This window comes from Verrucomicrobiota bacterium, from assembly GCA_037139415.1.
GTDB lineage: Bacteria > Verrucomicrobiota > Verrucomicrobiia > Limisphaerales > Fontisphaeraceae > JBAXGN01.
The window spans coordinates 1-25,009 of the sequence record JBAXGN010000013.1 but is presented as its reverse complement, the minus strand read 5'-3'; the positions used below and the strand labels follow the sequence as shown (position 1 = coordinate 25,009).

The 25,009-nt window shown below is 56.6% G+C and carries 15 protein-coding genes; 11 read left to right on the top strand and 4 right to left on the bottom strand.

The genetic code is table 11. From position 1 onward, the window contains the following. Positions 1-390: 390 nt before the first annotated feature. The 8 genes from WCO56_03815 to WCO56_03780 all read left to right on the top strand — a co-directional run bounded on the left by WCO56_03815 (position 391) and on the right by WCO56_03780 (position 17,652). A complete protein-coding gene (locus WCO56_03815; protein MEI7728667.1) occupies positions 391-5,610 on the top strand; it encodes a LamG-like jellyroll fold domain-containing protein in 5,220 nt (1,739 codons plus the stop codon). A gap of 21 nt (positions 5,611-5,631) precedes the next feature. Then, positions 5,632-7,563 carry a tetratricopeptide repeat protein gene (locus tag WCO56_03810; protein ID MEI7728666.1) on the top strand — a complete coding sequence of 644 codons (1,932 nt, stop codon included), beginning with the start codon at positions 5,632-5,634 and terminating at the stop codon, positions 7,561-7,563. Beyond that, a complete protein-coding gene (locus WCO56_03805; protein ID MEI7728665.1) occupies positions 7,469-10,834 on the top strand; it encodes an RHS repeat-associated core domain-containing protein in 3,366 nt (1,121 codons plus the stop codon). The genes WCO56_03810 and WCO56_03805 overlap by 95 nt, the downstream gene beginning before the upstream one ends. Next, positions 10,825-11,226, top strand: a complete 402-nt coding sequence (locus tag WCO56_03800) for a hypothetical protein (protein MEI7728664.1) — start codon at positions 10,825-10,827, stop codon at positions 11,224-11,226. The genes WCO56_03805 and WCO56_03800 overlap by 10 nt, the downstream gene beginning before the upstream one ends. Before the next feature lie 202 nt (positions 11,227-11,428). Then, positions 11,429-13,360, top strand: a complete 1,932-nt coding sequence (locus tag WCO56_03795) for a tetratricopeptide repeat protein (protein ID MEI7728663.1) — start codon at positions 11,429-11,431, stop codon at positions 13,358-13,360. Beyond that, the gene (locus tag WCO56_03790) at positions 13,266-16,595 is read left to right on the top strand and encodes an RHS repeat-associated core domain-containing protein (protein ID MEI7728662.1); all 3,330 of its coding nucleotides are present in this window, start codon (positions 13,266-13,268) and stop codon (positions 16,593-16,595) included. Before WCO56_03795 ends, WCO56_03790 begins: the two co-directional genes overlap by 95 nt. A 7-nt stretch (positions 16,596-16,602) precedes the next feature. Continuing rightward, a complete protein-coding gene (locus WCO56_03785; protein ID MEI7728661.1) occupies positions 16,603-17,028 on the top strand; it encodes a hypothetical protein in 426 nt (141 codons plus the stop codon). Between the two features lie 432 nt (positions 17,029-17,460). Next, entirely contained in the window at positions 17,461-17,652 is a 192-nt protein-coding gene (locus WCO56_03780; protein MEI7728660.1) for a hypothetical protein, read from the top strand. A gap of 159 nt (positions 17,653-17,811) precedes the next feature. Here WCO56_03780 and WCO56_03775 read toward each other — a convergent pair whose 3' ends face one another. Next, on the bottom strand, positions 17,812-20,226 hold the full coding sequence (locus WCO56_03775) for a glycoside hydrolase family 2 TIM barrel-domain containing protein (protein MEI7728659.1): 2,415 nt from the start codon (positions 20,224-20,226) through the stop codon (positions 17,812-17,814). Between the two features lie 302 nt (positions 20,227-20,528). Here WCO56_03775 and WCO56_03770 point away from each other — a divergent pair, with 302 nt between their 5' ends. The 3 genes from WCO56_03770 (at position 20,529) to WCO56_03760 (ending at position 22,058) form a co-directional block, all read left to right on the top strand. Next, positions 20,529-20,840 (top strand): hypothetical protein, encoded by a 312-nt coding sequence (locus tag WCO56_03770; protein ID MEI7728658.1) that lies wholly within the window; start codon positions 20,529-20,531, stop codon positions 20,838-20,840. Positions 20,841-20,885: 45 nt separating this feature from the next. After that, positions 20,886-21,035 (top strand): hypothetical protein, encoded by a 150-nt coding sequence (locus tag WCO56_03765; GenBank protein ID MEI7728657.1) that lies wholly within the window; start codon positions 20,886-20,888, stop codon positions 21,033-21,035. A gap of 396 nt (positions 21,036-21,431) precedes the next feature. After that, on the top strand, positions 21,432-22,058 hold the full coding sequence (locus WCO56_03760) for a choice-of-anchor R domain-containing protein (GenBank protein ID MEI7728656.1): 627 nt from the start codon (positions 21,432-21,434) through the stop codon (positions 22,056-22,058). An 82-nt stretch (positions 22,059-22,140) separates the two neighbouring features. On the opposite strand, the gene WCO56_03755 is transcribed toward WCO56_03760, so the two are convergent. The 3 genes from WCO56_03755 to WCO56_03745 all read right to left on the bottom strand — a co-directional run bounded on the left by WCO56_03755 (position 22,141) and on the right by WCO56_03745 (position 24,745). Then, the gene (locus tag WCO56_03755; protein ID MEI7728655.1) at positions 22,141-22,416 is read right to left on the bottom strand and encodes a hypothetical protein; all 276 of its coding nucleotides are present in this window, start codon (positions 22,414-22,416) and stop codon (positions 22,141-22,143) included. Between the two features lie 92 nt (positions 22,417-22,508). Beyond that, positions 22,509-23,177 carry a hypothetical protein gene (locus tag WCO56_03750; protein MEI7728654.1) on the bottom strand — a complete coding sequence of 223 codons (669 nt, stop codon included), beginning with the start codon at positions 23,175-23,177 and terminating at the stop codon, positions 22,509-22,511. A 956-nt stretch (positions 23,178-24,133) separates the two neighbouring features. Further along, entirely contained in the window at positions 24,134-24,745 is a 612-nt protein-coding gene (locus WCO56_03745) for a site-specific integrase (protein MEI7728653.1), read from the bottom strand. Between the last annotated feature and the right edge of the window lie 264 nt (positions 24,746-25,009).

Here is a 25,009-nt window from a genome sequence, read left to right as displayed (position 1 = left end):
CTGCCTCCAAGCTCCTGTCTTCTTCCGGTCATTCTAACTCCAAACTCCCAGTTCCTATCTTCTTCAGTCGAATTTTTCTGCCGGTTTCATCTTTCTGCTAAATCTCTTCCCGTTTTTCCAGGATTCATAAGTATTCCTTATCACTTTATCAGCATAACTAAAATCGTATCTGCGCCCATTGACTTTCTTGCACGGCCGGTTTAGGGTTCTGCCAGAATCTATGAATGGCTTCCCATATAGATGTGCCTCATCACCGGGGTGTCACCTCGGGGAGATCGTCCTACCCCCCCCCCGATTGCTGCTGGGCTTGCCTCGCTTAACCCTTACAATTCGCCGTTTATTGCCTGCCCGCCCGGTCTCCGTCCGCTTCACCTTTAACCCCTTCATGCCATGATGAAAATCTGCCTCCACCCTTCCATCCTCTTCCGTATGCTCGCGCTCCTGTTGTGTGCCGGCCTGCCCGGCCTGCACGCCGCGGACAAGCCACGGATTGTCCAAACCAACCTCACCGCCAACATCATTGAGCGTGGCCCGAACCATCGCGTGTGGGAACGCCACACCACCACCCGGTTCTCCGATGGCCGCACCCAGACCCGGCGCGGCACCGTCACCGAACTCCACACCGGCCTGCACCGGTTGGAGCATGGCCAGTGGGTCGAGAACAAGCCGGACATTGAACTGCTCGATCACGGTGCCGCGGCCCGGCAATCAGCGCGCCAAGTCACCTTTGCGCCCAACCTCAACCAACCCTGGGCCATTGACGTGCAGGATGGCAAAGGCTGGCATCTGAAGTCGCATATTCTGGGCCTGGCCTTGCGCGATCTCAAGACTGACCGCAGCGTGATGGTGGCCACCTTGGCGGATGCCATTGGCGAACTGCATCCGCCCAACCAAATCCTCTACCGCAATGCGCTGGTGGGCGAAGGCGTGCGTGCTCACGTGCAGTACACCCACACGTCATCCACGTTTGCCCAATGCGTGTTGCTTCAGGAATTTAGCGTCAATCCGGCGGACTTCGGCTTGGACCCCGCCACCACGCGCCTGGAATGCTGGACGGAAATGAATCCCGCCCAAGCCCCGGAGAAACGAATCCGCCCGATCAAAGGACAGTTGGATGAAACGCTGGTATTTGGCGCATTGCGGATTGGGCCGGGCCGGGCCTTTGAATTGGGCAAAGGCTCGCCTTTCTTTGGGGGCGTGCCGGTGTACAAGGTCTATGAACAATTTGAAGGCCGCAACTATCTGGTCGAGGGGGTTGCGTATCTTGATATAAAGCCGCTCTTGGCCAAATTAGGCAAACCCCGCGCGGCCCTGCCGCAACCTGCCGAGCGTCAAAAGTTGGTGACCAAAGGCCGAGTGTTGCCGCCGGTGCCAAAACCCGGCAAACTGGATGGCCGCATTGAAATCGCCAGCCTGCCGCTGCCCGCCACGGGTCTGGTGCTGGACTATGAATTGGTTGAGGGAAGCCTGGACGAACTTGTTTTGGAAAGCGGCAAGACCTACTGGATCACTGCCCCGGTGTTTGTCTGGAACTCGACCAAGATCGGCGGGGGCGCGATTATCAAATACGCCGTCACCAATACCGCCTGCCTGCAATGCTGGGGCGTGTTCGAATGCCCCAAAGACCCCTATCAACCCGCCATCTTCACCGTGTTCAATGATTGCACGGTGGGGGAGACCATTGACGATTCGCCCATAGACGGTCTCTCGTACAACGCCCTCTCGGTGGATCAATGGAGTACCCTGCTCGAAAACCTCCAGTTTCGTTACTCCCAGTACACCTTGCATACCGCCTATGGTGCCAACGTGCGCAACTGCCAATTCCAGCATTGCGAAAACGCGCTGTACCCCGACTATGGCGGCGCCAATTGTACCTACGACAACCTGCTGTTATATGACGTACAAAACGCGTTCAATGGCACCGAGTATCATGCCGTGGGCCGTAACCTCACCATCAACCGTTGCGGCACCCTCACGGCGGACTGGGCCAATCCCGCCTACAGTTCCCTGGCCTTGACCAACTGCATTTTAACCTATGTCACCAACTTGGGGGACGCAACACTCACTACCGATCACACCGCCACCCTGGAAACCGACGCCGGCGTTTTCCAAACCGTTGGTGCGGGCAGCCATTACCTGCTTGGCAGTACCTATCGCGAAGCAGGCACAACCGACATCCCCGCGTGGTTGCTGGCTGAATTGCAGAAACGTACCACCTATCCGCCCGAGGTGATTACATCCACCGAACCGTACACCACTTCTCAGGATCTTCAACCTCAAGCAGCACGCGACGTCTCCGGATTGGCGCTGGGCTATCATTACCTGCCGCTCGACTATGTCTTTGGCGGAATCTTGCTCAGCAACGCCACCATTACCCTCAGCAATGGCGTGGTGTTGGGCGTTTACTCACCAGAGGACCGGGCCGGCTTGACCTTGTGCGATGGTGCCAGTCTGTATAGCCAGGGCAGCGCCGCTGTCCCCAACCGAATCGTGCGTTACAACACCGTGCAGGAACAAATCGTCACCAATTGGATGGGTGGCTCGTTCCCAGCCAGCGTGGCGATGACCGGAGCGGCAACGCTAGTGGCTAATTTTACCGAATGGTCAGTGCTGGAAAGGAATGCCATGCATCTGGCGGGCGTGGCCGGTAGCACGGGCTCGAACTTTCTGGCTTCCTGCCAATTCCTGGGCGGCACGGTTTATTCGGAACAACCAGTGCTGTACGCCAATAATTGTCTATTCAACCAAACCTGCCTGGGACTCAACGATGCAACCACCGCGTTCGCGGCCGGGTTCTGGAATAACACCTTTTTGCATGGTGCCTTGTGGCTAACCAATGGCAACAGTAGCACTTGGTCCTTTTACGATAATCTGTTCACCACCAATGACGTCCTCCAAAGTGGCAACGTGGATAACAATTATAACGGCTACACCGCCGATGCCACTCGCCTCAGCCCCTCAGGCAATAACGACGTGGTCTTGGCAATCAACAACATTCCCTTCCAAGCCGGTCCGCTGGGAAGGCACTATCTGCCCGTCAACAACAGCGACATCACGCCGTTGCTGAACGCTGGCAGTGCCACAGCGGATGCGCTGGGCCTCTACCATTACACCGCCACCTATGATCAAGCCAAGGAAACCAATTCCGTGGTGGACTTAGGCCATCATTATGTGGCCTGCACGGCCACCATTACTACTTTCACCAATGTGTGGCTGGAGGACGCTTTGCCTAATGGAGTCTGGTACAGCTCAACTACGGATGATTGGGGCAACTGGGTCACCAGCCCGTCGCCGCAATCCGGCAGCCTGGCGATCCAATCCGCCAATGCTAGCGGCATGCATCAACTCTACTTTGGCGGGGTAGCCGCTCCAATTACCCTCTATACCGGTGACAAACTCGTCGTCTATGTGTATCCTGACCCCTACAGCACCCCCTCTACGATTATGCTGCAATGGTTGGGAATTGCAGACTGGCATCGCGGCTACTGGGGGGCGAACAACCTCTGGGACCCCAAGACCTATCTGGGTAACTTGCCGACGGCGGGGCAATGGAACCGGCTCGAAATTGCGGCAGAACAAATCGGGCTGGTGGGAAACACCATCAACGGGCTGGCCCTGACGCTTAACGACGGGCTGGCCACTTGGGATTACGCCGCCATTGAAAGTACGCGCTTGGCCTTTGGCGGGCCGGTGGATACGGATAACGATGCTTTGCCGGACTACATCGAGGATGCCAATGGCAATGGAATCTGGGATGGTCCGGCGGAGACCAACTGGCGGTTGGCGGATACGGATGGTGACGGACTCTCCGATTGGGAAGAAATCTATTACGGGACCGACCCCACCAATCCCGATACCGATTATGATGGGGTTAATGACGGTCAGGAACTGATGACTGATGGCACCAACCCACTCGAAGCTGGCAGTGTCAGACTCCAACGGCTGGGGCATTGGACCTTTAATAGCGGCACGCTGAAAGGCGAGGAAGGCCAGACGCCCTGGTACACCAACGGGGTGACGCTGTATCCCAGTTGGAACGGCAACGCGGTGGGGATACCGCGCCAAACCATGTTTGCCGGGTTGGTGTATCATGACCGGGAAATCGTCAACGGCACGAATGTCAACAACATCAATTGCCGGAATGGCAGCGTCGTCTTCTGGTTCAAGCCTAATTGGAATTCTGGAACCGGAGGCGGACCGGGAACCGACGCCCGGCTACTGGAAATGGGTGGTTACGGAGTGACCGAAGGCTGGTGGTGCGTGGGGCTGAACTGGGCGGGTGACAGTTTGGGCTTTGCGTTTGGCACCAATGGGCAGGTGACTGGCGGTGCAACAGTGGAGAATCTCACGTGGCAATCCAACCATTGGTACCAGATCGTGGTTTCCTATAGCCCATCGGCCTCGGCGATCTATATCAATGGCCAGTTGGCGGCCACGGGTTCTGGGGTGGATGCCTGGCCGTCGGCGGCGGCGCGCGCCTCCGGCGGGTTGCGGGTGGGCATTGACTCCTCTGGCGGACAATCACCGGATGGCCAGTTCGAGGAACTTCAAACCTTCAATTATCCGCTGAGCGCCACGGAGATTGCCAATCTCGACACAGATGGGGATGGTGCGACTGACGTGTGGGAAGTGGCGCATGGGACGGACCCGTTAAATCCTGATACCGATTACGATGGCGTTAATGATGGTCAGGAAGTGGCCGATGGCACCGATCCAGCCGATGCCAATAGCGTCCATAATGTGCTGATGGGCCGGTGGAAGTTTGATACCTATGATTTTGTTGGCGAGCAGGGCCAGTATCCGCTCACCAACAACGCGGTGACGATTGATAGCGGGGTCGGCGGCTGGGGTGCCATCCTGACCGGGGCCGTGAATGGTGCGAGCTACCTGGCATACTCGGAATACCGCAGCCAAGCCGTGCCCAATCTGAACTGCCGCCGGGGCACGTTCCTGTTCTGGTTCAAACCATTTTGGGCCAGCACTAATCTGGACGGCGTCGGACCGCAAACCCAGGGTCGCCTGATTGAAGTGGGCACCTACACGAACACCGCCGAAATTGGCAACTGGCAGCTTGCGCTCGGACCGGAAGGCACCAACCTGTTCCTGCTGGTGCAATCCAACGGGCAAAGCCAGGTGGTGGTGGATGCCCCCATCACGTTTGCACTCACCAATTGGGTTCAAATCGCACTTACCTATGATGCCAACAGTTCGGCGATCTATACCAACGGCGCGTTGGCGGCCAGTAGCAACGGCGTGCCTTTCTGGCCCCCGGCCAGTGTGCGGGCCGGCGGCTTTCGGCTGGGGGCTGATGCCGCCGGAGGCAACAGTCCGCAAGGTGTGCTGGATGAGTTGGTAACCCTGAATTACCCGCTCTCGGCCCAAGCCCTGGCACAGTGGGATACCGATGGCGATGGGCTGCCCGATGTCTTGGAGGTGATGCTGGGACTTGACCCTTGCAACACGGATACCAAATCTACCGGCATTCCCGATGGTCTCAAGGACTATGACAATGATGGCTTGCCCAATTGCGTGGACGCGTATCCCATGGTGCCGGATACCACCCTGCCGGAATTTGTTTTAAACAGCCCGACCCCCGGCACCGTATATTAAACCCAGACCCTCCTTGGTTTTATGAAAACGAGCATTTTGATTGTCATGGTTGCTTGCACGGGGAGTGGCTGGGGCCAGTCTGCCCGGTCGGCCCAGCCGGTGGGCCAGCATGTGGTGGCCCCCTCGGCACGGGGTTACAGCGTCGAGGCCATCCGCGAGGCGGGCGAGCGGGGCGGGATGCTGTTGGCGCTGGGCACCAATTTCACCGCCGCGCATAACCGTGCGATGGGCGAGGCCATGGAGCTGTGGAACCGCCACCAATGGGATGACGCGGTGGCGGCGTTTCGCCGCCTCTGGCAGAACCATCCCGAGAGCCCGTGGGCGGCGGAAGCCGAACTGCACGAAGCCTGCTATCTCAAATATCGCGGGCAGTTTGACGCGGCGGAGGAACGGTTTCTCTCGCTGTTGCAGCGGCATCCGGGCGCGGTGGAACTGCGCCGCAAAGTGCTGCATTACCTGCCGGATATTTATGCGCGCACGGGCCGTCTGGAGGCGGCGCGGGACGTGTTGCGGCATTTGGCCGAGACCGCCGACAACTGGCAGGAACGGCAGTTCCTCGAAAACTACACCCGCGTGTACCAGCAGGCGTTGCTGGCCGAGGATGCCAACCGTCGGTGCGGCACCAAAGCCCTCGCGCTCACGCTCGCCTCGCAAAACGCGGCGGGGGACTCCCTGCGCAACGTTCCCCTGGCGAAAGTGTATGCCCGGTATGAGTGGGCCAAGCGCCCGGCGGAACATCCCGACGGTTATTCCGCCAGGGAACTGGCCCGGTTGGGCGGGGGCCAGGTCCTGGAAGTGACGCTGGCGGAACTGCGCCGCCAGGCGCGCCCCGGCCACCCGTTGCTGGTGTATCTCAAACCGCCGCCCGCCCCGCGCGCCTTCGCGGTGTTGTCCCGCCCAAAGTCGGCGAAAGAGCCCAAACGAACCGGCCACTTTGTGGTGGTGGAACGGGTTTCGGACAACTTGGTGGAGCTGCTCGATCCGGATGACGGGCGGATGCGCTGGACGCTGGGTCAATTCCTGTACCGCTGGTCCGGTCTGGTGCTGTCGGTGCCGGGTCAACGGGTGGCCGGGCGGACGTTGAGTGACGCCGCAGCCGGGGCGTTGCGCGGCGGTTGCTGCGGCGCGCCGCCGCCCGATCCGCATCCCCCAAACGGTCCTGGCAATTTTGGTTGCGGCGGGGCGGGTGGTTCGGGCGGGAGTTTCGGCGGCAACTTCGGCGGCATGTTTGGTGGCAGCGGCCCCGGACCGGGCTGTCCCGCGTGCGGTGGTGGTGGCGGTCGTCGCTGGCTAAATGTTGGGGTCGGGGCTCCCGCGTATCAGATTGATCCCAGCTACGCCAACCTGGTGCTGTTCGACAGCCCCATCTGGTATCCCCCGGCAGTGGGGCCGGCCCTCGAAGTGCAACTGGCCTATAACCGCGTCGCCACCGCCCGCATGGCCACGTATAGCAACGTCAATTATTACGCCTTTGGTCCCAAATGGCAGTTCAACTTCGCCAGCTACCTCACCGAAACCCCGGAAAGCAATGTCTGGATCAACCTGCCGGGCGGTTTCGTCCAAATCTTCACCCCCACCAACAATACCTACGAGCCGTTCGATGTCTGGAACCAGAACCGACTATACCGTACCAATAATTACTTTGTCCTTGAATTTCATGGCAACCAGGAGCGCTGGTATTTCCAGACCGGCACCGATCTGGGCCAGCGCCTCGAACGCATCGAGGATCGTTACGGCCAGGCCGTCACCCTGCAATACGGCGGCGGTGCTGCCTGGCGGCTGACCAACTTGGTGGATGCCGTGGGCCGGTCGTTGGCGCTGGCGTATAGTGAGGCGGGGTTGGTCACCAATAACACCGTTGCTGGGCCGTTCCGCCCGGTTCGCGTACGATGCCCAATCCACCCTGACCAGTCTTACGGACATGGGCGGGCTCACCACCACCATTGCCTATAATACCAATCTCTGGCCCGCGAGTGTCACCTATCCCAACGGCCAGTCCCTCACCTTCACCTACCCCATGCTCAACACCACCAACACCGAATGGCTCGGTGATGCATTTCTGATGAACATCACCGACCCTTCCGGCCATGTCCATGAGTATTATTATCACGCCAGCACGGAGGAAGGCCCCATCGGCATAAAAGATCCCGGCGGCAATGATTGGTATTTTGCCAAGAAAACCGTGGGCGGCGACCGGGGCGGCGACCTGCTCTACTTTGCCGGGGTCAATGGCTCGGCGCGTACTGGCTACTATGCCAACCCGTGGGCAGAAGCGGATTACGACGCGGAAATGAACCTGACTTCCGTGGCGTATGCGCTGGATGTCTTGCCTGCGGTCTTCGATTGGACGACCAGCCAGACCAACCTGCAAGTTCACCATGTTTACGATACCCACCATAATGTGTTGCGCACCCTGGTTTATACCAATATTCCGGAAACCGGCTTGGTGCTGGTTTCAGCGGTCACCAACGCCTACGACGCCCACGACAACCTGCTCGCCACCACCAACTCCTTGGGGCAAACGCTTAACTTGGGCTACGATGAGGCGGACCAATTGGTAGCCGTCACCAACGCGTTGAACCAGGTCACCACCCTCGCATATAGTGGCAGCGGTCAGTTGACCAACGTCACCGATGCCTTGGGGCGTTCTAATGCCTGGGTGTACGGTCCCAGCGGCTACGAACTCGAATCCATCGCCCCCGATGGCAGCCGCCTTGGCAAAAAACATGACGCCATTGGCCGGCTGATGTCCGTCACCAATCAAAACACGGGCCTGGTCTTGAACTTTACCCGTGACGATCTGGACCGCGTCACCAGCACCGTGTTCCCCGATGCCACCAGCAACTATGTCCAGTACGGCTGTTGCGGACCGGAACTGATCCGCAACCGGATTGGACAGACAACCTATCTGCTTCACGATGTCGAGGGCCGGGTATCGCAGGTCACCGATCCCCTGAACCGGATCACCGAGTTTCATTATAATGGCGCGCAGCAAGTATCCGAGTTGATCACCCACGTTGGGGGCCAGGCGCGGGTGAAGCAGTTCGAGTATGCCCCGACCAACGGGCTGACCCAATTGCGCCAGGTGATTACGCCGCTGGGCAAAACCACCGGCTACGGGTATTCATTCCGGGGCCAACTGACCCGCATGACCAATGGCAATGGCCAGGTGGTCAGTTTGGATTACAACCTGCTCGGCGGTCTTGCCACCGTCAGCGTTGGCAACCAGACGGTCATGGAACTGGGCTACACCATGCTGGGACAGCCAGTCTATGTGGCCAGTGAATACTCCGTGTTCCAGTTCACCAATGATGCCTTGAACCGGGCCACGTCCATGGTCTGCACCCTCACCAACATCCCCGGCTTTGCTGCCGTGCAGTATCAACTGGATTACCAGTTTGACGCCGTGGGGAATGTCACCAACCGCCAGCTTACCGGCTTGCAGAGCTTTACAGGCAGCCTGCAAACCGAGTACCGTTACAACCCCGTGAATCAACTGACCAATGTCATCCAGCGCACCAATGGAGTCCAGGCCGCCCAGGCCGGGTATCGGTACGCGCCGGGGCAAGGCTTGACGGACAAGCTTTATGGCAACGGGGACCAAGTGCATTACGAGTATGACTTGGAAAACCGCTTGCGGTCCTTGACTATCAGCAACGGCACTGCTGAAGTCAAAAGGTATGGCTACCAGATGGATGCTAGCGGGCAAATCCTGGCCATCACCAACGGCACCCAGGTCAGCCAGTACAGTTATGATGCTGCCAACCAGTTGACCAATGAGGTAATCACGGGCGTCCTGACGAATGCCTGGGAATATGACGAGGCGGGCAACTGGACCGGTTCGCCAGGGCAGTTGCGGCGGGTTTATAACTCGGATAACGAACTGGTCTGCACCTCCACCAGCACCACCAACTCGGTCACTGTGAGCGGTTCCGTATCGCCCGGCCCGCGCAGCAACAAATGGTATCAAACCTATGCCGAATGTCGCGCGGTGCGGGCGCGCGTGAGCACCAATGACGGCACTTTTGTGTTGAACTTTGTGCCGCTGGAAGCCGGCACCAACCAGTTGGTGGTGACGGTGACAGATGTGTCGGGGAACCAAAGCCGGTTGACCAACACAGTTTTCAAGCAAAGCGTGGAAGACTTCCGGCATGATGGCAACGGGGCCTTGACCAATTGGAACACCGGAGTAGTGAATTGGCAGTATGAATGGGATTGGGCCGACCGGCTGATAAGGGTCAGTAGCAACGGCGTGGTGGTGCTTCAAAACTGGTACGATGCCATGTCGCGGCGTATTGCCAAACTGGAAGTGGGCGGAGGCATAACGAACAAATGCATGTACTTGTATGATGGCTTGCAGATCATTGCCGTGTTGAATGATAACGGCCAGGTGATCGAGACCTTCACACGCGGGGTGGGACTGGCCGGGGATATTGGCACGCTGGTGGCGGTGACACACCATGCTGCCAGTACCACGACCAACGGTACATTTTACGCGCATAACAATCATCGCGGGGATGTTGTCACGTTGCGCAGTGATGGCGGCACGGTGGCCACGGTGCTCGAATTAGATTATGCGCCGTTCGGCGCAATCCGTTCTCAAACGGGCTTGGACCTTTGCCGCTTCAAGTTCTCTTCCAAGGAACGTGAGGCAAGTGTGGGACTTTATTATTACGGCTTCCGGTTTTATCATCCCGAGTTGCAGAGATGGGTGAATCGGGATCCGATTGGAGAAAATGGAAGTTTGAATTTGTATTATTTTTGCAACAATAATCCTATTTGTTACGTTGATTATTTGGGTTTTGATGGCACAGCAGTGGGTAATGCAATTGGTGGTTTTTTTGGGAAAATATGGAATTTGCCTAATACTGCTGTAGGTGTACTGTGGGGTGGCATTGCACTTCCTTTTGGGGCGAAAGTAAGTTTTGCAAATAACTCTATTCAGTTTACAAACCACTTTATGCAAGGTCGATACGCTACAACGTACGGTAACGTCGTCTGCTATCCTAAAGGATTTGGTCCGTCAAACACAAATAGATATAATGGGCTGCCAGTTGGGTGGCATGAAAAACAACATACTTACCAGGGTCAGGTGTTAGGTCCGTTGTATTTTCCTTTGCATTTATCTGCCATCACTTATTCCGAAATTCTCTCCGGAACCTATAACGAAAGAAATTGGCTCGAAATAGGGCCAAATTCAAACCCACCAAATCCATGGCCGTAATGCTAGGCTTTATGAAATGGCGCTTCTATATTTTTTGCATTTGTATTTTTATAGCATGTACGCCTATGCCTTGTGTTTCTTTGTATAACGACACAGGTGACACCATTGTAGTAAGTTGCGGTGCTAAAGTAATTCGAATAGAAACAAACACTTCAAAAAAATTTCCACTAGCGGATGATGTTGCAGGTTTTTCAATAGCTAATTCTAAAACTACTAATTACTACAAAATAAAACCAATACCTCCACAGTACACACCTAATTCCATATTGTATTTCACTATAAATAATTATTATACTATTTGTTTGAAAGAAAAGCCTTTTAAAAAAAATCAGAAACTATTTCCACAACCTGATGGTTATCCTTTAATGCCGGAAAAGAAAGAGTCAAACTAGACCAATGACTTAAAAACTCGCCAGCCAAGAACCAAACACTGGGGACAATGATAACCATTCCAGTTTATGCCCTTGCTGAATCGCCAGATTGCCGACTTGCAGTGTCTCTACGCGCCGGGGCTGGGCCTGGCCGACAAGCTTTACAATTTTTATGCGGTGTGGGGAGATTGACCGATCGGCACCTCGCTGGTTTGAATAATTTATGAAGACCAAAATCTTGATTGTCATGGTTGCCTGCGCGGGAAGTGGCTGGGGCCAGTCTGCCCGGTCGGCCCAGCCGGTGGGCCAGCATGTGGTGGCCCCCTCGGCACGGGGTTACAGCGTCGAGGCCATCCGCGAGGCGGGCGAGCGGGGCGGGATGCTGTTGGCGCTGGGCACCAATTTCACCGCCGCGCATAACCGTGCGATGGGCGAGGCCATGGAGCTGTGGAACCGCCACCAATGGGATGACGCGGTGGCGGCGTTTCGCCGCCTCTGGCAGAACCATCCCGAGAGCCCGTGGGCGGCGGAAGCCGAACTGCACGAAGCCTGCTATCTCAAATATCGCGGGCAGTTTGACGCGGCGGAGGAACGGTTTCTCTCGCTGTTGCAGCGGCATCCGGGCGCGGTGGAACTGCGCCGCAAAGTGCTGCATTACCTGCCGGATATTTATGCGCGCACGGGCCGTCTGGAGGCGGCGCGGGACGTGTTGCGGCATTTGGCCGAGACCGCCGACAACTGGCAGGAACGGCAGTTCCTCGAAAACTACACCCGCGTGTACCAGCAGGCGTTGCTGGCCGAGGATGCCAACCGTCGGTGCGGCACCAAAGCCCTCGCGCTCACGCTCGCCTCGCAAAACGCGGCGGGGGACTCCCTGCGCAACGTTCCCCTGGCGAAAGTGTATGCCCGGTATGAGTGGGCCAAGCGCCCGGCGGAACATCCCGACGGTTATTCCGCCAGGGAACTGGCCCGGTTGGGCGGGGGCCAGGTCCTGGAAGTGACGCTGGCGGAACTGCGCCGCCAGGCGCGCCCCGGCCACCCGTTGCTGGTGTATCTCAAACCGCCGCCCGCCCCGCGCGCCTTCGCGGTGTTGTCCCGCCCAAAGTCGGCGAAAGAGCCCAAACGAACCGGCCACTTTGTGGTGGTGGAACGGGTTTCGGACAACTTGGTGGAGCTGCTCGATCCGGATGACGGGCGGATGCGCTGGACGCTGGGTCAATTCCTGTACCGCTGGTCCGGTCTGGTGCTGTCGGTGCCGGGTCAACGGGTGGCCGGGCGGACGTTGAGTGACGCCGCAGCCGGGGCGTTGCGCGGCGGTTGCTGCGGCGCGCCGCCGCCCGATCCGCATCCCCCAAACGGTCCTGGCAATTTTGGTTGCGGCGGGGCGGGTGGTTCGGGCGGGAGTTTCGGCGGCAACTTCGGCGGCATGTTTGGTGGCAGCGGCCCCGGACCGGGCTGTCCCGCGTGCGGTGGTGGTGGCGGTCGTCGCTGGCTAAATGTTGGGGTCGGGGCTCCCGCGTATCAGATTGATCCCAGCTACGCCAACCTGGTGCTGTTCGACAGCCCCATCTGGTATCCCCCGGCAGTGGGGCCGGCCCTCGAAGTGCAACTGGCCTATAACCGCGTCGCCACCGCCCGCATGGCCACGTATAGCAACGTCAATTATTACGCCTTTGGTCCCAAATGGCAGTTCAACTTCGCCAGCTACCTCACCGAAACCCCGGAAAGCAATGTCTGGATCAACCTGCCGGGCGGTTTCGTCCAAATCTTCACCCCCACCAACAATACCTACGAGCCGTTCGATGTCTGGAACCAGAACCGACTATACCGTACCAATAATTACTTTGTCCTTGAATTTCATGGCAACCAGGAGCGCTGGTATTTCCAGACCGGCACCGATCTGGGCCAGCGCCTCGAACGCATCGAGGATCGTTACGGCCAGGCCGTCACCCTGCAATACGGCGGCGGTGCTGCCTGGCGGCTGACCAACTTGGTGGATGCCGTGGGCCGGTCGTTGGCGCTGGCGTATAGTGAGGCGGGGTTGGTCACCAATAACACCGTTGCTGGGCCGTTCCGCCCGGTTCGCGTACGATGCCCAATCCACCCTGACCAGTCTTACGGACATGGGCGGGCTCACCACCACCATTGCCTATAATACCAATCTCTGGCCCGCGAGTGTCACCTATCCCAACGGCCAGTCCCTCACCTTCACCTACCCCATGCTCAACACCACCAACACCGAATGGCTCGGTGATGCATTTCTGATGAACATCACCGACCCTTCCGGCCATGTCCATGAGTATTATTATCACGCCAGCACGGAGGAAGGCCCCATCGGCATAAAAGATCCCGGCGGCAATGATTGGTATTTTGCCAAGAAAACCGTGGGCGGCGACCGGGGCGGCGACCTGCTCTACTTTGCCGGGGTCAATGGCTCGGCGCGTACTGGCTACTATGCCAACCCGTGGGCAGAAGCGGATTACGACGCGGAAATGAACCTGACTTCCGTGGCGTATGCGCTGGATGTCTTGCCTGCGGTCTTCGATTGGACGACCAGCCAGACCAACCTGCAAGTTCACCATGTTTACGATACCCACCATAATGTGTTGCGCACCCTGGTTTATACCAATATTCCGGAAACCGGCTTGGTGCTGGTTTCAGCGGTCACCAACGCCTACGACGCCCACGACAACCTGCTCGCCACCACCAACTCCTTGGGGCAAACGCTTAACTTGGGCTACGATGAGGCGGACCAATTGGTAGCCGTCACCAACGCGTTGAACCAGGTCACCACCCTCGCATATAGTGGCAGCGGTCAGTTGACCAACGTCACCGATGCCTTGGGGCGTTCTAATGCCTGGGTGTACGGTCCCAGCGGCTACGAACTCGAATCCATCGCCCCCGATGGCAGCCGCCTTGGCAAAAAACATGACGCCATTGGCCGGCTGATGTCCGTCACCAATCAAAACACGGGCCTGGTCTTGAACTTTACCCGTGACGATCTGGACCGCGTCACCAGCACCGTGTTCCCCGATGCCACCAGCAACTATGTCCAGTACGGCTGTTGCGGACCGGAACTGATCCGCAACCGGATTGGACAGACAACCTATCTGCTTCACGATGTCGAGGGCCGGGTATCGCAGGTCACCGATCCCCTGAACCGGATCACCGAGTTTCATTATAATGGCGCGCAGCAAGTATCCGAGTTGATCACCCACGTTGGGGGCCAGGCGCGGGTGAAGCAGTTCGAGTATGCCCCGACCAACGGGCTGACCCAATTGCGCCAGGTGATTACGCCGCTGGGCAAAACCACCGGCTACGGGTATTCATTCCGGGGCCAACTGACCCGCATGACCAATGGCAATGGCCAGGTGGTCAGTTTGGATTACAACCTGCTCGGCGGTCTTGCCACCGTCAGCGTTGGCAACCAGACGGTCATGGAACTGGGCTACACCATGCTGGGACAGCCAGTCTATGTGGCCAGTGAATACTCCGTGTTCCAGTTCACCAATGATGCCTTGAACCGGGCCACGTCCATGGTCTGCACCCTCACCAACATCCCCGGCTTTGCTGCCGTGCAGTATCAACTGGATTACCAGTTTGACGCCGTGGGGAATGTCACCAACCGCCAGCTTACCGGCTTGCAGAGCTTTACAGGCAGCCTGCAAACCGAGTACCGTTACAACCCCGTGAATCAACTGACCAATGTCATCCAGCGCACCAATGGAGTCCAGGCCGCCCAGGCCGGGTATCGGTACGCGCCGGGGCAAGGCTTGACGGACAAGCTTTATGGCAACGGGGACCAAGTGCATTACGAGTATGACTTGGAAAACCGCTTGCGGTCCTTGACTATCAGCAACGGCACTGCTGAAGTCAAAAGGTATGGCTACCAGATGGATGCTAGCGGGCAAATCCTGGCCATCACCAACGGCACCCAGGTCAGCCAGTACAGTTATGATGCTGCCAACCAGTTGACCAATGAGGTAATCACGGGCGTCCTGACGAATGCCTGGGAATATGACGAGGCGGGCAACTGGACCGGTTCGCCAGGGCAGTTGCGGCGGGTTTATAACTCGGATAACGAACTGGTCTGCACCTCCACCAGCACCACCAACTCGGTCACTGTGAGCGGTTCCGTATCGCCCGGCCCGCGCAGCAACAAATGGTATCAAACCTATGCCGAATGTCGCGCGGTGCGGGCGCGCGTGAGCACCAATGACGGCACTTTTGTGTTGAACTTTGTGCCGCTGGAAGCCGGCACCAACCAGTTGGTGGTGACGGTGACAGATGTGTCGGGGAACCAAAGCCGGTTGACCAACACAGTTTTCAAGCAAAGCGTGGAAGACTTCCGGCATGATGGCAACGGGGCCTTGACCAATTGGAACACCGGAGTAGTGAATTGGCAGTATGAATGGGATTGGGCCGACCGGCTGATAAGGGTCAGTAGCAACGGCGTGGTGGTGCTTCAAAACTGGTATGATGCGTTGTCGCGGCGGGTGGCCAAACTGGAAGTGGGGGGCGGCGTGACCAATAAGTGCATGTATGTGTATGATGGTTTGCAGATCATTGCCGTTTTGAATGATAACGGCCAGGTGATCGAGACCTTCACCCGTGGGGTGGGCTTGGCTGGGGACGTTGGCACGCTGGTGGCGGTGACACACCATGCTGCGAGTGCCACGACCAACGGTACATTTTACGCACATAACAATCATCGCGGGGATGTTGTCACACTACGCAGTGATGGCGGGACGGTGGCCACAGTGCTCGAACTGGATTACGCGCCCTTTGGCGCAATCCGCTCCCAGACAGGTCTGGACCTTTGCCGCTTCAAGTTCTCTTCCAAGGAACGTGATCGCACCGCCGGATTAAGTTATTATGGTTACCGGTTTTATCATCCCGAATTGCAACGATGGCTAAACCACGATCCTATCGAAGAAGAGGGAGGACTTAATTTTTACCAGTTTGTTCGGAATAATCCGGTATATTGGCTTGATCCATTCGGAGAAGAACCGGGAGTTGAACTTACTACGGCTATCGCAGCAGGAGATGCGGTTCAGATCGAAACGATACTAACCGCTTATGAAGGCATTCTGTCGCCAGCACAGACTGCTATGGGGCGCGCTGCTTTGGCTAACATTGCAAGGCAGCAAGCGTTGAAAGCAGCGGCAAAACAGTGTGTCAGACTCACCCAAAATCAGCTTCAAAAATATTGGGGCAAAAATATTCACGCAATTAAGAACCAGGTACTGAAACAGTTTAGCAAAGAACTTAAGAAAGCTGGATGCACGAATCCTAACATGGCTATTGATCCGAATGGAAATCTTGTACTTCAATGTCCCAATGGGATTGTGATTCCAACTGGATTATCTCCATCATTATTTGTCCCGTAGCCCCCCTATGAAAATTATTTTCACATGCGCATTACAAGGTGACAATTTCCGGCCTACTGAGGCTGAAAAAGAACTTGGCATCGTGTTCGTAGAAAAAAATGAGGCTGGTGAACATGGGCGTTGCGGACGCTACATAGGAAAGCCTCAACCATTTGGTTTTGGAGCATTTGAATGTGAAACCGACAATGAAAGCTTGGAAATTCGCGCGCTTGGTTTTTTAAACAGAGTGCATCAATGCTTGCCGGTTTGGAAAAAATTTGGCGCTGAAATTGTTACCTTAAGAATTGACGTCATCTATGATGAACAGTGTAATTTTGAAATATCAGAATCCATCATCGCTCAGCTTCATGAGCTTCAATTGCCGGTAGCAATCTCCTGCTACTGCGAGATGCGGAATGATAACGGAAAAGGGGGCATTAAAACAATGACTTGAAAGTTCGACCTCCAGGAACCAAAAAATGGGGACCATGATAACCATTCCAGTTTATGCCCCGACCGAAGGAGGTTCGTTTTTCTCTAGCCGGGGTGTTCAGATTCCAGATTCCTGCCACCCCAACTCCCTGGCTCCCAAGCTCCTATCTTCTTCAGTCAAATTTTTCTGCAAAAGTTCCTTCTGATTTCCGTTTTCGCGCTCCGGTCTTATTCAATCCTGGCCATCCCGTTCATCCTGTCTTTCGATTTCTGCTTTTCCGTTCTTCATATTTCTGCCCGTTCATATTTCTGCAAAAATGAATTTGTCCCCAATTTTTTTGCCAGATAATATTTCTGCCATGTCCGCCCCCCTTTTTCTGCAAAAGTTCCTTCAGATTTCCATTTTCGCGCTTCGGATTTATTCAATCCTGTCCATCCCGTTCATCTCGTGCAAATGTGGGTAATTGTCGCCTTTGCAGGCAGTCTCATCTGGGCCGTGCTGCCCGCGTTCCCGGCCCGCGAATTGCGTCACCTCTACCGGTCCGGCCTGCTCGCCCTCTACGTGGCTGTGGCGTTTATTCTCAGCAACCTCTACGCCTGGCACCTGCGCCCAAACCTTGGCTCTACCAAGAACCACTTTGGGTAGCTCAACACCCGGGGTTTCAAAAGGAACTCCGCGCCTTCATCGAGCACAATCGCTTACCGCAACGCGACAAGTGAAAGCATCCAATGTGCCAAAAAGGAAAGTCCTATCAGTAACTTTTTCTAAAAAAGTCGATCTATGTTAATGTCTGAACTGTATTGTTTAGTTGGTCCGAATAACTGTTTTTGTTTGTAGTTTGAGGTTCGCCGATTCCAGTCCTTCAGCCGTTGCTTCCACGGCAATTTCGCCCGGTTGGCGCTTGCTGCGCACCACCAACAGGGCGCGGCCACCGAAGGCCGTACGCTGATCGCCTTGGAAGAACTCTTCGGTGGTCGGGTCGTCGTTGTCCACGCCCGCGTTTGTACCCGCACCTGAAACCTTGAAGATGATGCGCTGTTTCGCGTCCGGCACCACAACCCCTTGCGCGTCCACGATCTCGACTGTAATGTGCGACAAGTCTTGCCCGTCGTCCCGCAGTTCCGCGCGATCCGGCGTCAGCCGCAATGCCTTGGGCGCGCCTGCGGTCTTGATTTCATGCCGCGCCACTTCCTTCCCGCCATTTCGGGCCACGGCCAACAACGCTCCCGGTGCAAACGGCACATCCCACGTCAAACGCGGCCCCACGCCTGGTTCGCCGACGCGAAGTTTGACACCGAGACTCCTGCCGTTGAGAAAAAGTTCTATTTCCTCGCAGTTGCTAAACACCTCCACACGAACATCAGCCTGCCCAGCCAGGTTCCAATGTGACTGTGATTGATTTTGAACCGTCTTGACCTCGTTCCAGATGATACTGGCTTGGGGACGATTGTCCAGAACCATGATGTGCACCATCGGTTTGCCGCTGAAGTAACTCTGCACGTCCCAACTCGCCGGTCGGCGGAATCCCGTCCGATCAACGAATCCTGCCGTCCAGCCTTTGCTGGGCCATTTGTTTGCCTCGCCGAGGTAGTTGATGCCGCCCCAGTAAAACAGGCCGACAGCGTGGTCGCGATCCAGACTGTTCCAGGCCGGGCGTCCACCTTCTTTGGAGCTGCTCTCGCTGGCGATGTAACGGAGTTCCGGGTACTGCAAGCGGTCGCGGGTGAAGAAGTTCTCCATGTAGTTGGCGCTCATCACGTCCATGACCAGCCCCATTTGGTGCGGCGGGTAGCTCTGCCAGTTCGGATGATCCTTGGTGGTGGAGCGTCCACCATCTTTGCGCATGGGAAAGAGCGCCGTGGTGACCGGACGCGACGGTTCGAGTTTGTGGACCACTTCCATCATCGCCTTGAGCTGATTCACGCCATAGTCCGGAGCCTTCATGCCGTCCCACACCTCATTGCCGACGCTCCAGATGAAGACGCTTGGATGATTGCGGTCGCGCCGCACGAAGTCGGTTAGATCCTTTTCCCAGAACTTCCCCCAGAGCCCACTGCCGGCGTAAAACTGATCGTTCCACTTGTCGAAGGCCTCGTCATACACGAGCAGTCCCATGCGGTCGCAGAAGTCAAGCATCGCGGTGGCGTGCGGATTGTGGCTAAGCCGCACGGCATTGCAGCCGATTTCCTTTATGATTTCCAAACGACGCTCAATCGCGCGGTCGAACGCGGACGCGCCCAGACAACCGTTGTCGTGGTGGATGCAGAACCCTTTGAGAAACTGCCGCCGACCGTTCAGGAAAAACCCATCTGGCGTGATGCGGATTTCACGAATGCCGAACGTGGTTGCATAGACATCGGTCTCTTGGCCGCCGGAACGCACGCGCGAAACCAACCGATACAGGCGCGGCGTCTCCAAATCCCACCGCTGCGGTTGTGGAACGGCGAACTGCTGATTGAAGACAACTCGGCCGCCTTTGGGTGCGGATAGTTCGGTCTTCGCGCTTGCGACAGCCTTGCCTGACGGATCCAAGACCTCGCTGGTCAATACAACTGGCATATCCGCGCCACTCTCATTCCAAACCTCAGTCTGTGCGTCCACCCGCGCCTCGGCATCCGTGATCTTCGGCGTGGTCACATACGTGCCGTAGCGTGCCACATGGACGTCTCCCGACACCATCTGCCAGACATGCCGATAGATGCCGCCTCCGGTGTACCAACGGGAGGTGTCGGGCGCTCTGTTATCAGCCGACACCGCCAGAATATTCGGCTGTCCCGCAGGGTTGAGGAAGGGCGTCAGATCGCAGGCGAAGCCCAGGTAACCATTGCGATGCTCGGTGAGCAGTTGGCCGTTGACCCAGACCTTGGCGACACAATACACACCCTCAAACTCCAGCCACATCCGGCGGCCCGCCAGATTGGGCGGGGTGACAAAGGACTTGCGGTACCAGCCGATTCCAAGGGGACGATAGCCATTCATGGGTGCGCCCTTGATATCTTTGGCAGTAAAGGGGCCTTCGATGCTGAAATCATGCGGCAGGTCCACTCGCCGCCACGCCGCGTCGTCAAACGCAGGTGCCTCCGCACCCGCCACATCGCCGCTGGCAAATCGCCAATCGTAATCAAACAAATCCTTGGACCTTGCACTTTCCGCATGAATATACCCACTTCCCGCAAAAAGGCCCAACCACACCACGGCAGTCACGATTCGCTTATTCATCTTGTTTATTGTATTTCGTTTTTCATTCAGAATTTTAACTTGAGAGTGAAACATTCTGAATGAAAGTCAAGCGGGGTGTGAGACAGCAAAGTCACTAATAACTGAACTGATAACATTCTCGTAATCGGGCATCGGGTCCACGTCCTCATACCGTTCGTAACGGGTTCATTCATAGTATGGTTCGTTTTTCTCTCGGCGGGGTTTGTTCATATTCCAGATTCCTGCCACACCAACTCCCTGGCTCATATCTTCTTTAGTTAAAGTTGTTAGTTGATGGCAAAACAGAAACGAAAGGCAGAAGCATGAAACGAATGATTGGAATAATGGAGGCTGCGGCGCTGATGCTGGCGGCTGGGTGCGCGCGATTCAGCACCACGCAAACGGATTTGAGCTATGAAGAGGGACAGCCAGCCAGGGAGATCACCACGCACGCCACGGCCTCGACGTTCTTTGCGGGCAAGTCGAGTCTGGCAAGCTGGAAGGCCAGCCAGACCGACAAGACCCAGGGGGACAGCGTCGGGAACCTCGAACTCGAAGCCAACGCCCGGACCAACCTGAATGCCCTGGTGGAATCGGTGGTGGGCGCGGCGGTCAAAGCGGCGGTGAGGCCGTAACGGCGCGAACGCTGAAAGAACTTTTGCAGGAAAATGGGACCGGACATGGCAAAAAAATTAGCTGGCAAAAAGATTGGAATCCAATTCCTTTTGCAGAAAAACCAGACCGAAGAAAATAGAAGGTTGGGGGCAGGAGTTTACGGTCATTATTATCGTTTATTTTCGCCGCCCGCCTCTCTTGAGACTACCTTATAAAAGGTAGTTTTTAGTTAGTTTTAGCTATTGTCATCCGCGCTGGCTGCATTAGTGTGGCTGCGTAGCTTGGCTCCTAGAATAGCGGGACAGTGAAGATGTGCCGAATAACTCGGCGCAGCGGCGCAGTCCGGGGCCCAGAAGTTTCCCCGATGCGGGTCTTTCGGCAAGATTTCCGGACACACCGAGGAACGCCAGAAAATGGTTTTTCCCAGTAAGCAGGACAGGGGTGCCAGCCCGAGCTGGTTAGCAAGAAGTAAAGCTAGTTGTGAGCATGAAACGACTGGTTTAGAACCGCATCACCGCCAGTCCGGAGACAGGAGGTAAAACTCAACTCCTGCTATTTTTAAGTCGGGGGTGGTGGTGCGGGTGGCACAAACATAAACCGATGTATTATATATGAAACTAAAATTTAAAACATTAAAACCATGGTCGGCGGCACTAATGCTCGCGCCGACGCTCTTCACCTTCTCTGCGAACGCCGCCGTCGTCTTTGACAGCACAGGCAACAACCAAGATGATGATTGGGAGATCAGTTCATTCGGTTCCGCTTCCCAGTTGTTCACGAGCGACAGCGAAGCGGGCGTGATCAGTGGCCTTAAGCTAAATTTCTACTACGAAGCCTTTTCAGTCGCCACCTACACAGCTCAGCTTTTCTCGGATAACTCAGGTGCCCCCGGAGCCTTGCTGGGAACGATCGCGACGGGCTCGCTCACCCATAACAGCGCCTTCAACCTATACGACGTCAGTTTGGCTCTCAACCAACCGACACTGGCAGCAAGTACCAAGTATTGGATCACAATCTCGACCACAAACGATGGCTATATTTTTTGGGGATCGACGTCAGGTTTTGATGGCACGGGTGTGGCAGCTAACCACACCCTGTACCATGATGGTATCTATCCCTATTCTAATGAATGTTTTCTCATGCAGGTCTCCGTTTCGGCTGTACCGGAGCCCTCGCCGCTGGCCTTGGCCGCTCTGGGCGGGCTGGGAATGCTCTGGCAGTACCGCCGCCGGAAGTGAGGTTGGCTTTGGATCTTTATCATCCCCGCCGGTAATCACTGGTGGGTGCGGCGATCAAGGCGGCGGTGAGGCCGTAGGGGACTTAGGCTGCCTGGGCGCTGGGTGACTCCACCGCTTGGGCGGCCTTTTCCATTGGCCATGCACCGCATGGCATAACTCGTGGGTGACCGCATAGTCCATGCAAGCCGCCGGTGTCTTCACCAGCTCCGGGTTCAGCCACACCCCGCTGCGCCGTGTCCCCCTTCTGCGGTAGTTGTACCCAGATGAATCGGCCCCGCATTTTCACCTCTGCCGCCCCGGCTTCCACCACCTTCAGCCGGTATTGCCGCCCCAGGTAGCGGTGCGTCTCACCGCTCACATACTGGCGCGGCGGCGGGCTCGGGAAAGGGGGGGGTAATAAAACACAATTACAGTCCAAACAAGTGGCGGGAGCTTTTCGACTTCTATGCTCTACGGCACCCGGAGCCTGAAAAAACCCACACTCCCTGAAACCGGCAGATACTGCGGCGAGAGGTTTGTGATGGTAAGCCAGTTCGTCTTGGTAAGCGACGACGCCTGCTCAAGTACATACCTCAAACGCATGTTGGGCCAACACAGCGTCGCACCATCGTAATTTTGTTCTGCTGACAGTGCTGGACTCACCATCGCGACAGTTGCAAAATGGCTATCCCCTGCAGCGATGAGTGAAACTTTTTCCAGGCTAGGCGGAATCCGGTCCTTTCCAGAGCAACTGTTACCCCAGGCCACTAATTTTCCCTCAGATGTCAGAGCCAGGGAATGCCCTGATCGTGCCGAGATTCCAACTACATTGCTCAATCCCGGTGGGATGTTAGTCGGGCCGCCGAAAGCAATCCCCCAGGCCCGAACGGTGCCATTACTCAATAACGCCACCGAGTGGTTCTGCCCCACTGCTATGGCCTTAACCCCAGCAAGATTTTGAGGGACAGCCATCACGGGGGCGTACGCCCAGCCCCATGCCGTCACTGTACCGTCATCTTTAAGAGCGATCACATGGCAAAGCCCAGCTGCCACCGCCACCGCATTCGTGACATCAGATAGCGCCTCAGCAAATGGTTCACCACTTATGTGATCCCAGCAGACAACGGTGCCGTTGCTCAAAACAGCTGCGTTTAACGTGGATCCGCAGCTGATGGCGCGCACTCCAGTTAGCCCGGGGGGCAAGGCGAATGTTCCCCATGCTGTCACAGTGCCATCGGCTAGCAGTGCATAACTGGCGCAATCTCCCCCTGCAAGGGCGACGACGTTGCTCAAACCGGCGGGCACGGCGCATTGCCCATCAGAATTCCTTCCCCATGCGAAGACGCGCCCATCATCCCGTAGAGCCAAAGTGTGTTGGGAACCTGCTGCCAAAGCGACAATGTTGGATGCTGCGCGCGGTATTTGGGCATGAGCAACGTGCATTGAGCCACCCGTTCCACTCCATACCACAACTTCGCCTGCCGAGAGAGGAGCCATGCTCCACCTCAGAAGCAGTAGGGTAAATCCAAATAAAACGCCCAACTCAATTTTCATGTGGCAAACATACGGCTTTGTCCCGAGGTATTCAACTAATCAAGTTGCCAGTAATTGAGAGTTGAGGGTTGATAATTGAGAGCAAGGAGTGTGGCGCCGCTTACAGGACTGGGGTGGCTTTGGGGAACGATAACCCGGGCCTTCTGCCCGGGCTATCACATGACGGGCTTTCAGCCCTGCGGACCACTGGTGGGCTTTGGGACGAAACCCCGTTGGGGTTTTTCTCCGCCTTGGCCCCGGCGCAGTGGCGACACCGCGCCCTACCTTGCTTGCTATTGAATTGATAGGAATTAACTTTTTGGCACATTGGATGCTTTCACTTGTCGCCTTGCGGTAAGGAAGCATTGCGTTTGGCTCGCCATCAAATATCACACAGGTTGTGCGCATGGCCGAGAGTTTACGCCGATGTAGATACGGGGCAAGCACCCATTTCCAATGAGCAGAATCGGCGGGAAATGCGGAAAAGCCTGGCGAAAGGAACACCAGCGCCTCCTGGGCGAATCTTTCCGGGTAACCGACCGTCTTTTGGCGTCCGCTTTTTTCTAAGCCCCCTGAGCGGCCGCCGCCGCCGGGACTGCTTTCTCTGCCACGGGCTCCGCCTTCGCACCTTTCTTGGGTGGCTCAAAGAAAATGATTTTCCCGTCTTGGCCTGGGGCAATGGAGAACCACGCTTTGGCCTCTGCGGGCCGCACCAGCTCGCGGTAGTGCTGGAAGATGATGGCCGGGCTGTTACCGGCTTCCAACGCCACTTTGGGCACGTCCTGAACCTCGGCCACGCGGTAGCTGATAAAGGAGTGCCGTAGCGCGTTCTGTTTCCATTTCACGGTTTTGGCCATGGCCGGGTCCTTGCCGGCGGTCTGTGCGGCGGCCTTCAACGCCTCGTTGGTTTCTTTGACCAGGCGCATGATGTTGCTCTGAATGTTGTCAGCGGGCGCCACGCGTCCGGCTTCCTGGGCGTACGGGGCCAGCCACTGCGCCAGGTTGTCGGAGATCGGGACCAGCCGGCGACTAGCGGTCTTGGCCTTGGCGGCCTTCACTTCAATGAAGCGGTCGGCCAGGTGAACCTCGGCCCAGTCCAGCCGCTCGATTTCCGCGCTCCGCAGCCCTGCAAACGCGCCAATGGCCAGATAGTAAAAGGGGTCAAACTCGAACAATGACTTGCAAGTTCGACCGCCAGGAACCAAAAAATGGGGACCATGCTGACCATTCCAGTTTATGCCCCGACCGAATAGCCAAGTGTTGCCCAACGTCACCGATGCCTTGGGGCGTTCTAATGCCTGGGTGTTCGGCATCCCCGGCAATGATTATTCATTCCGAGCCAACTGACCCGCAGAAAAGAAAAAAAGGCCATTCATAGGCTGGTGGTTTTGTAAATATAATTGTGTAAATGTTTTTTTGTTTTGTTTTTTGTTGTTTTG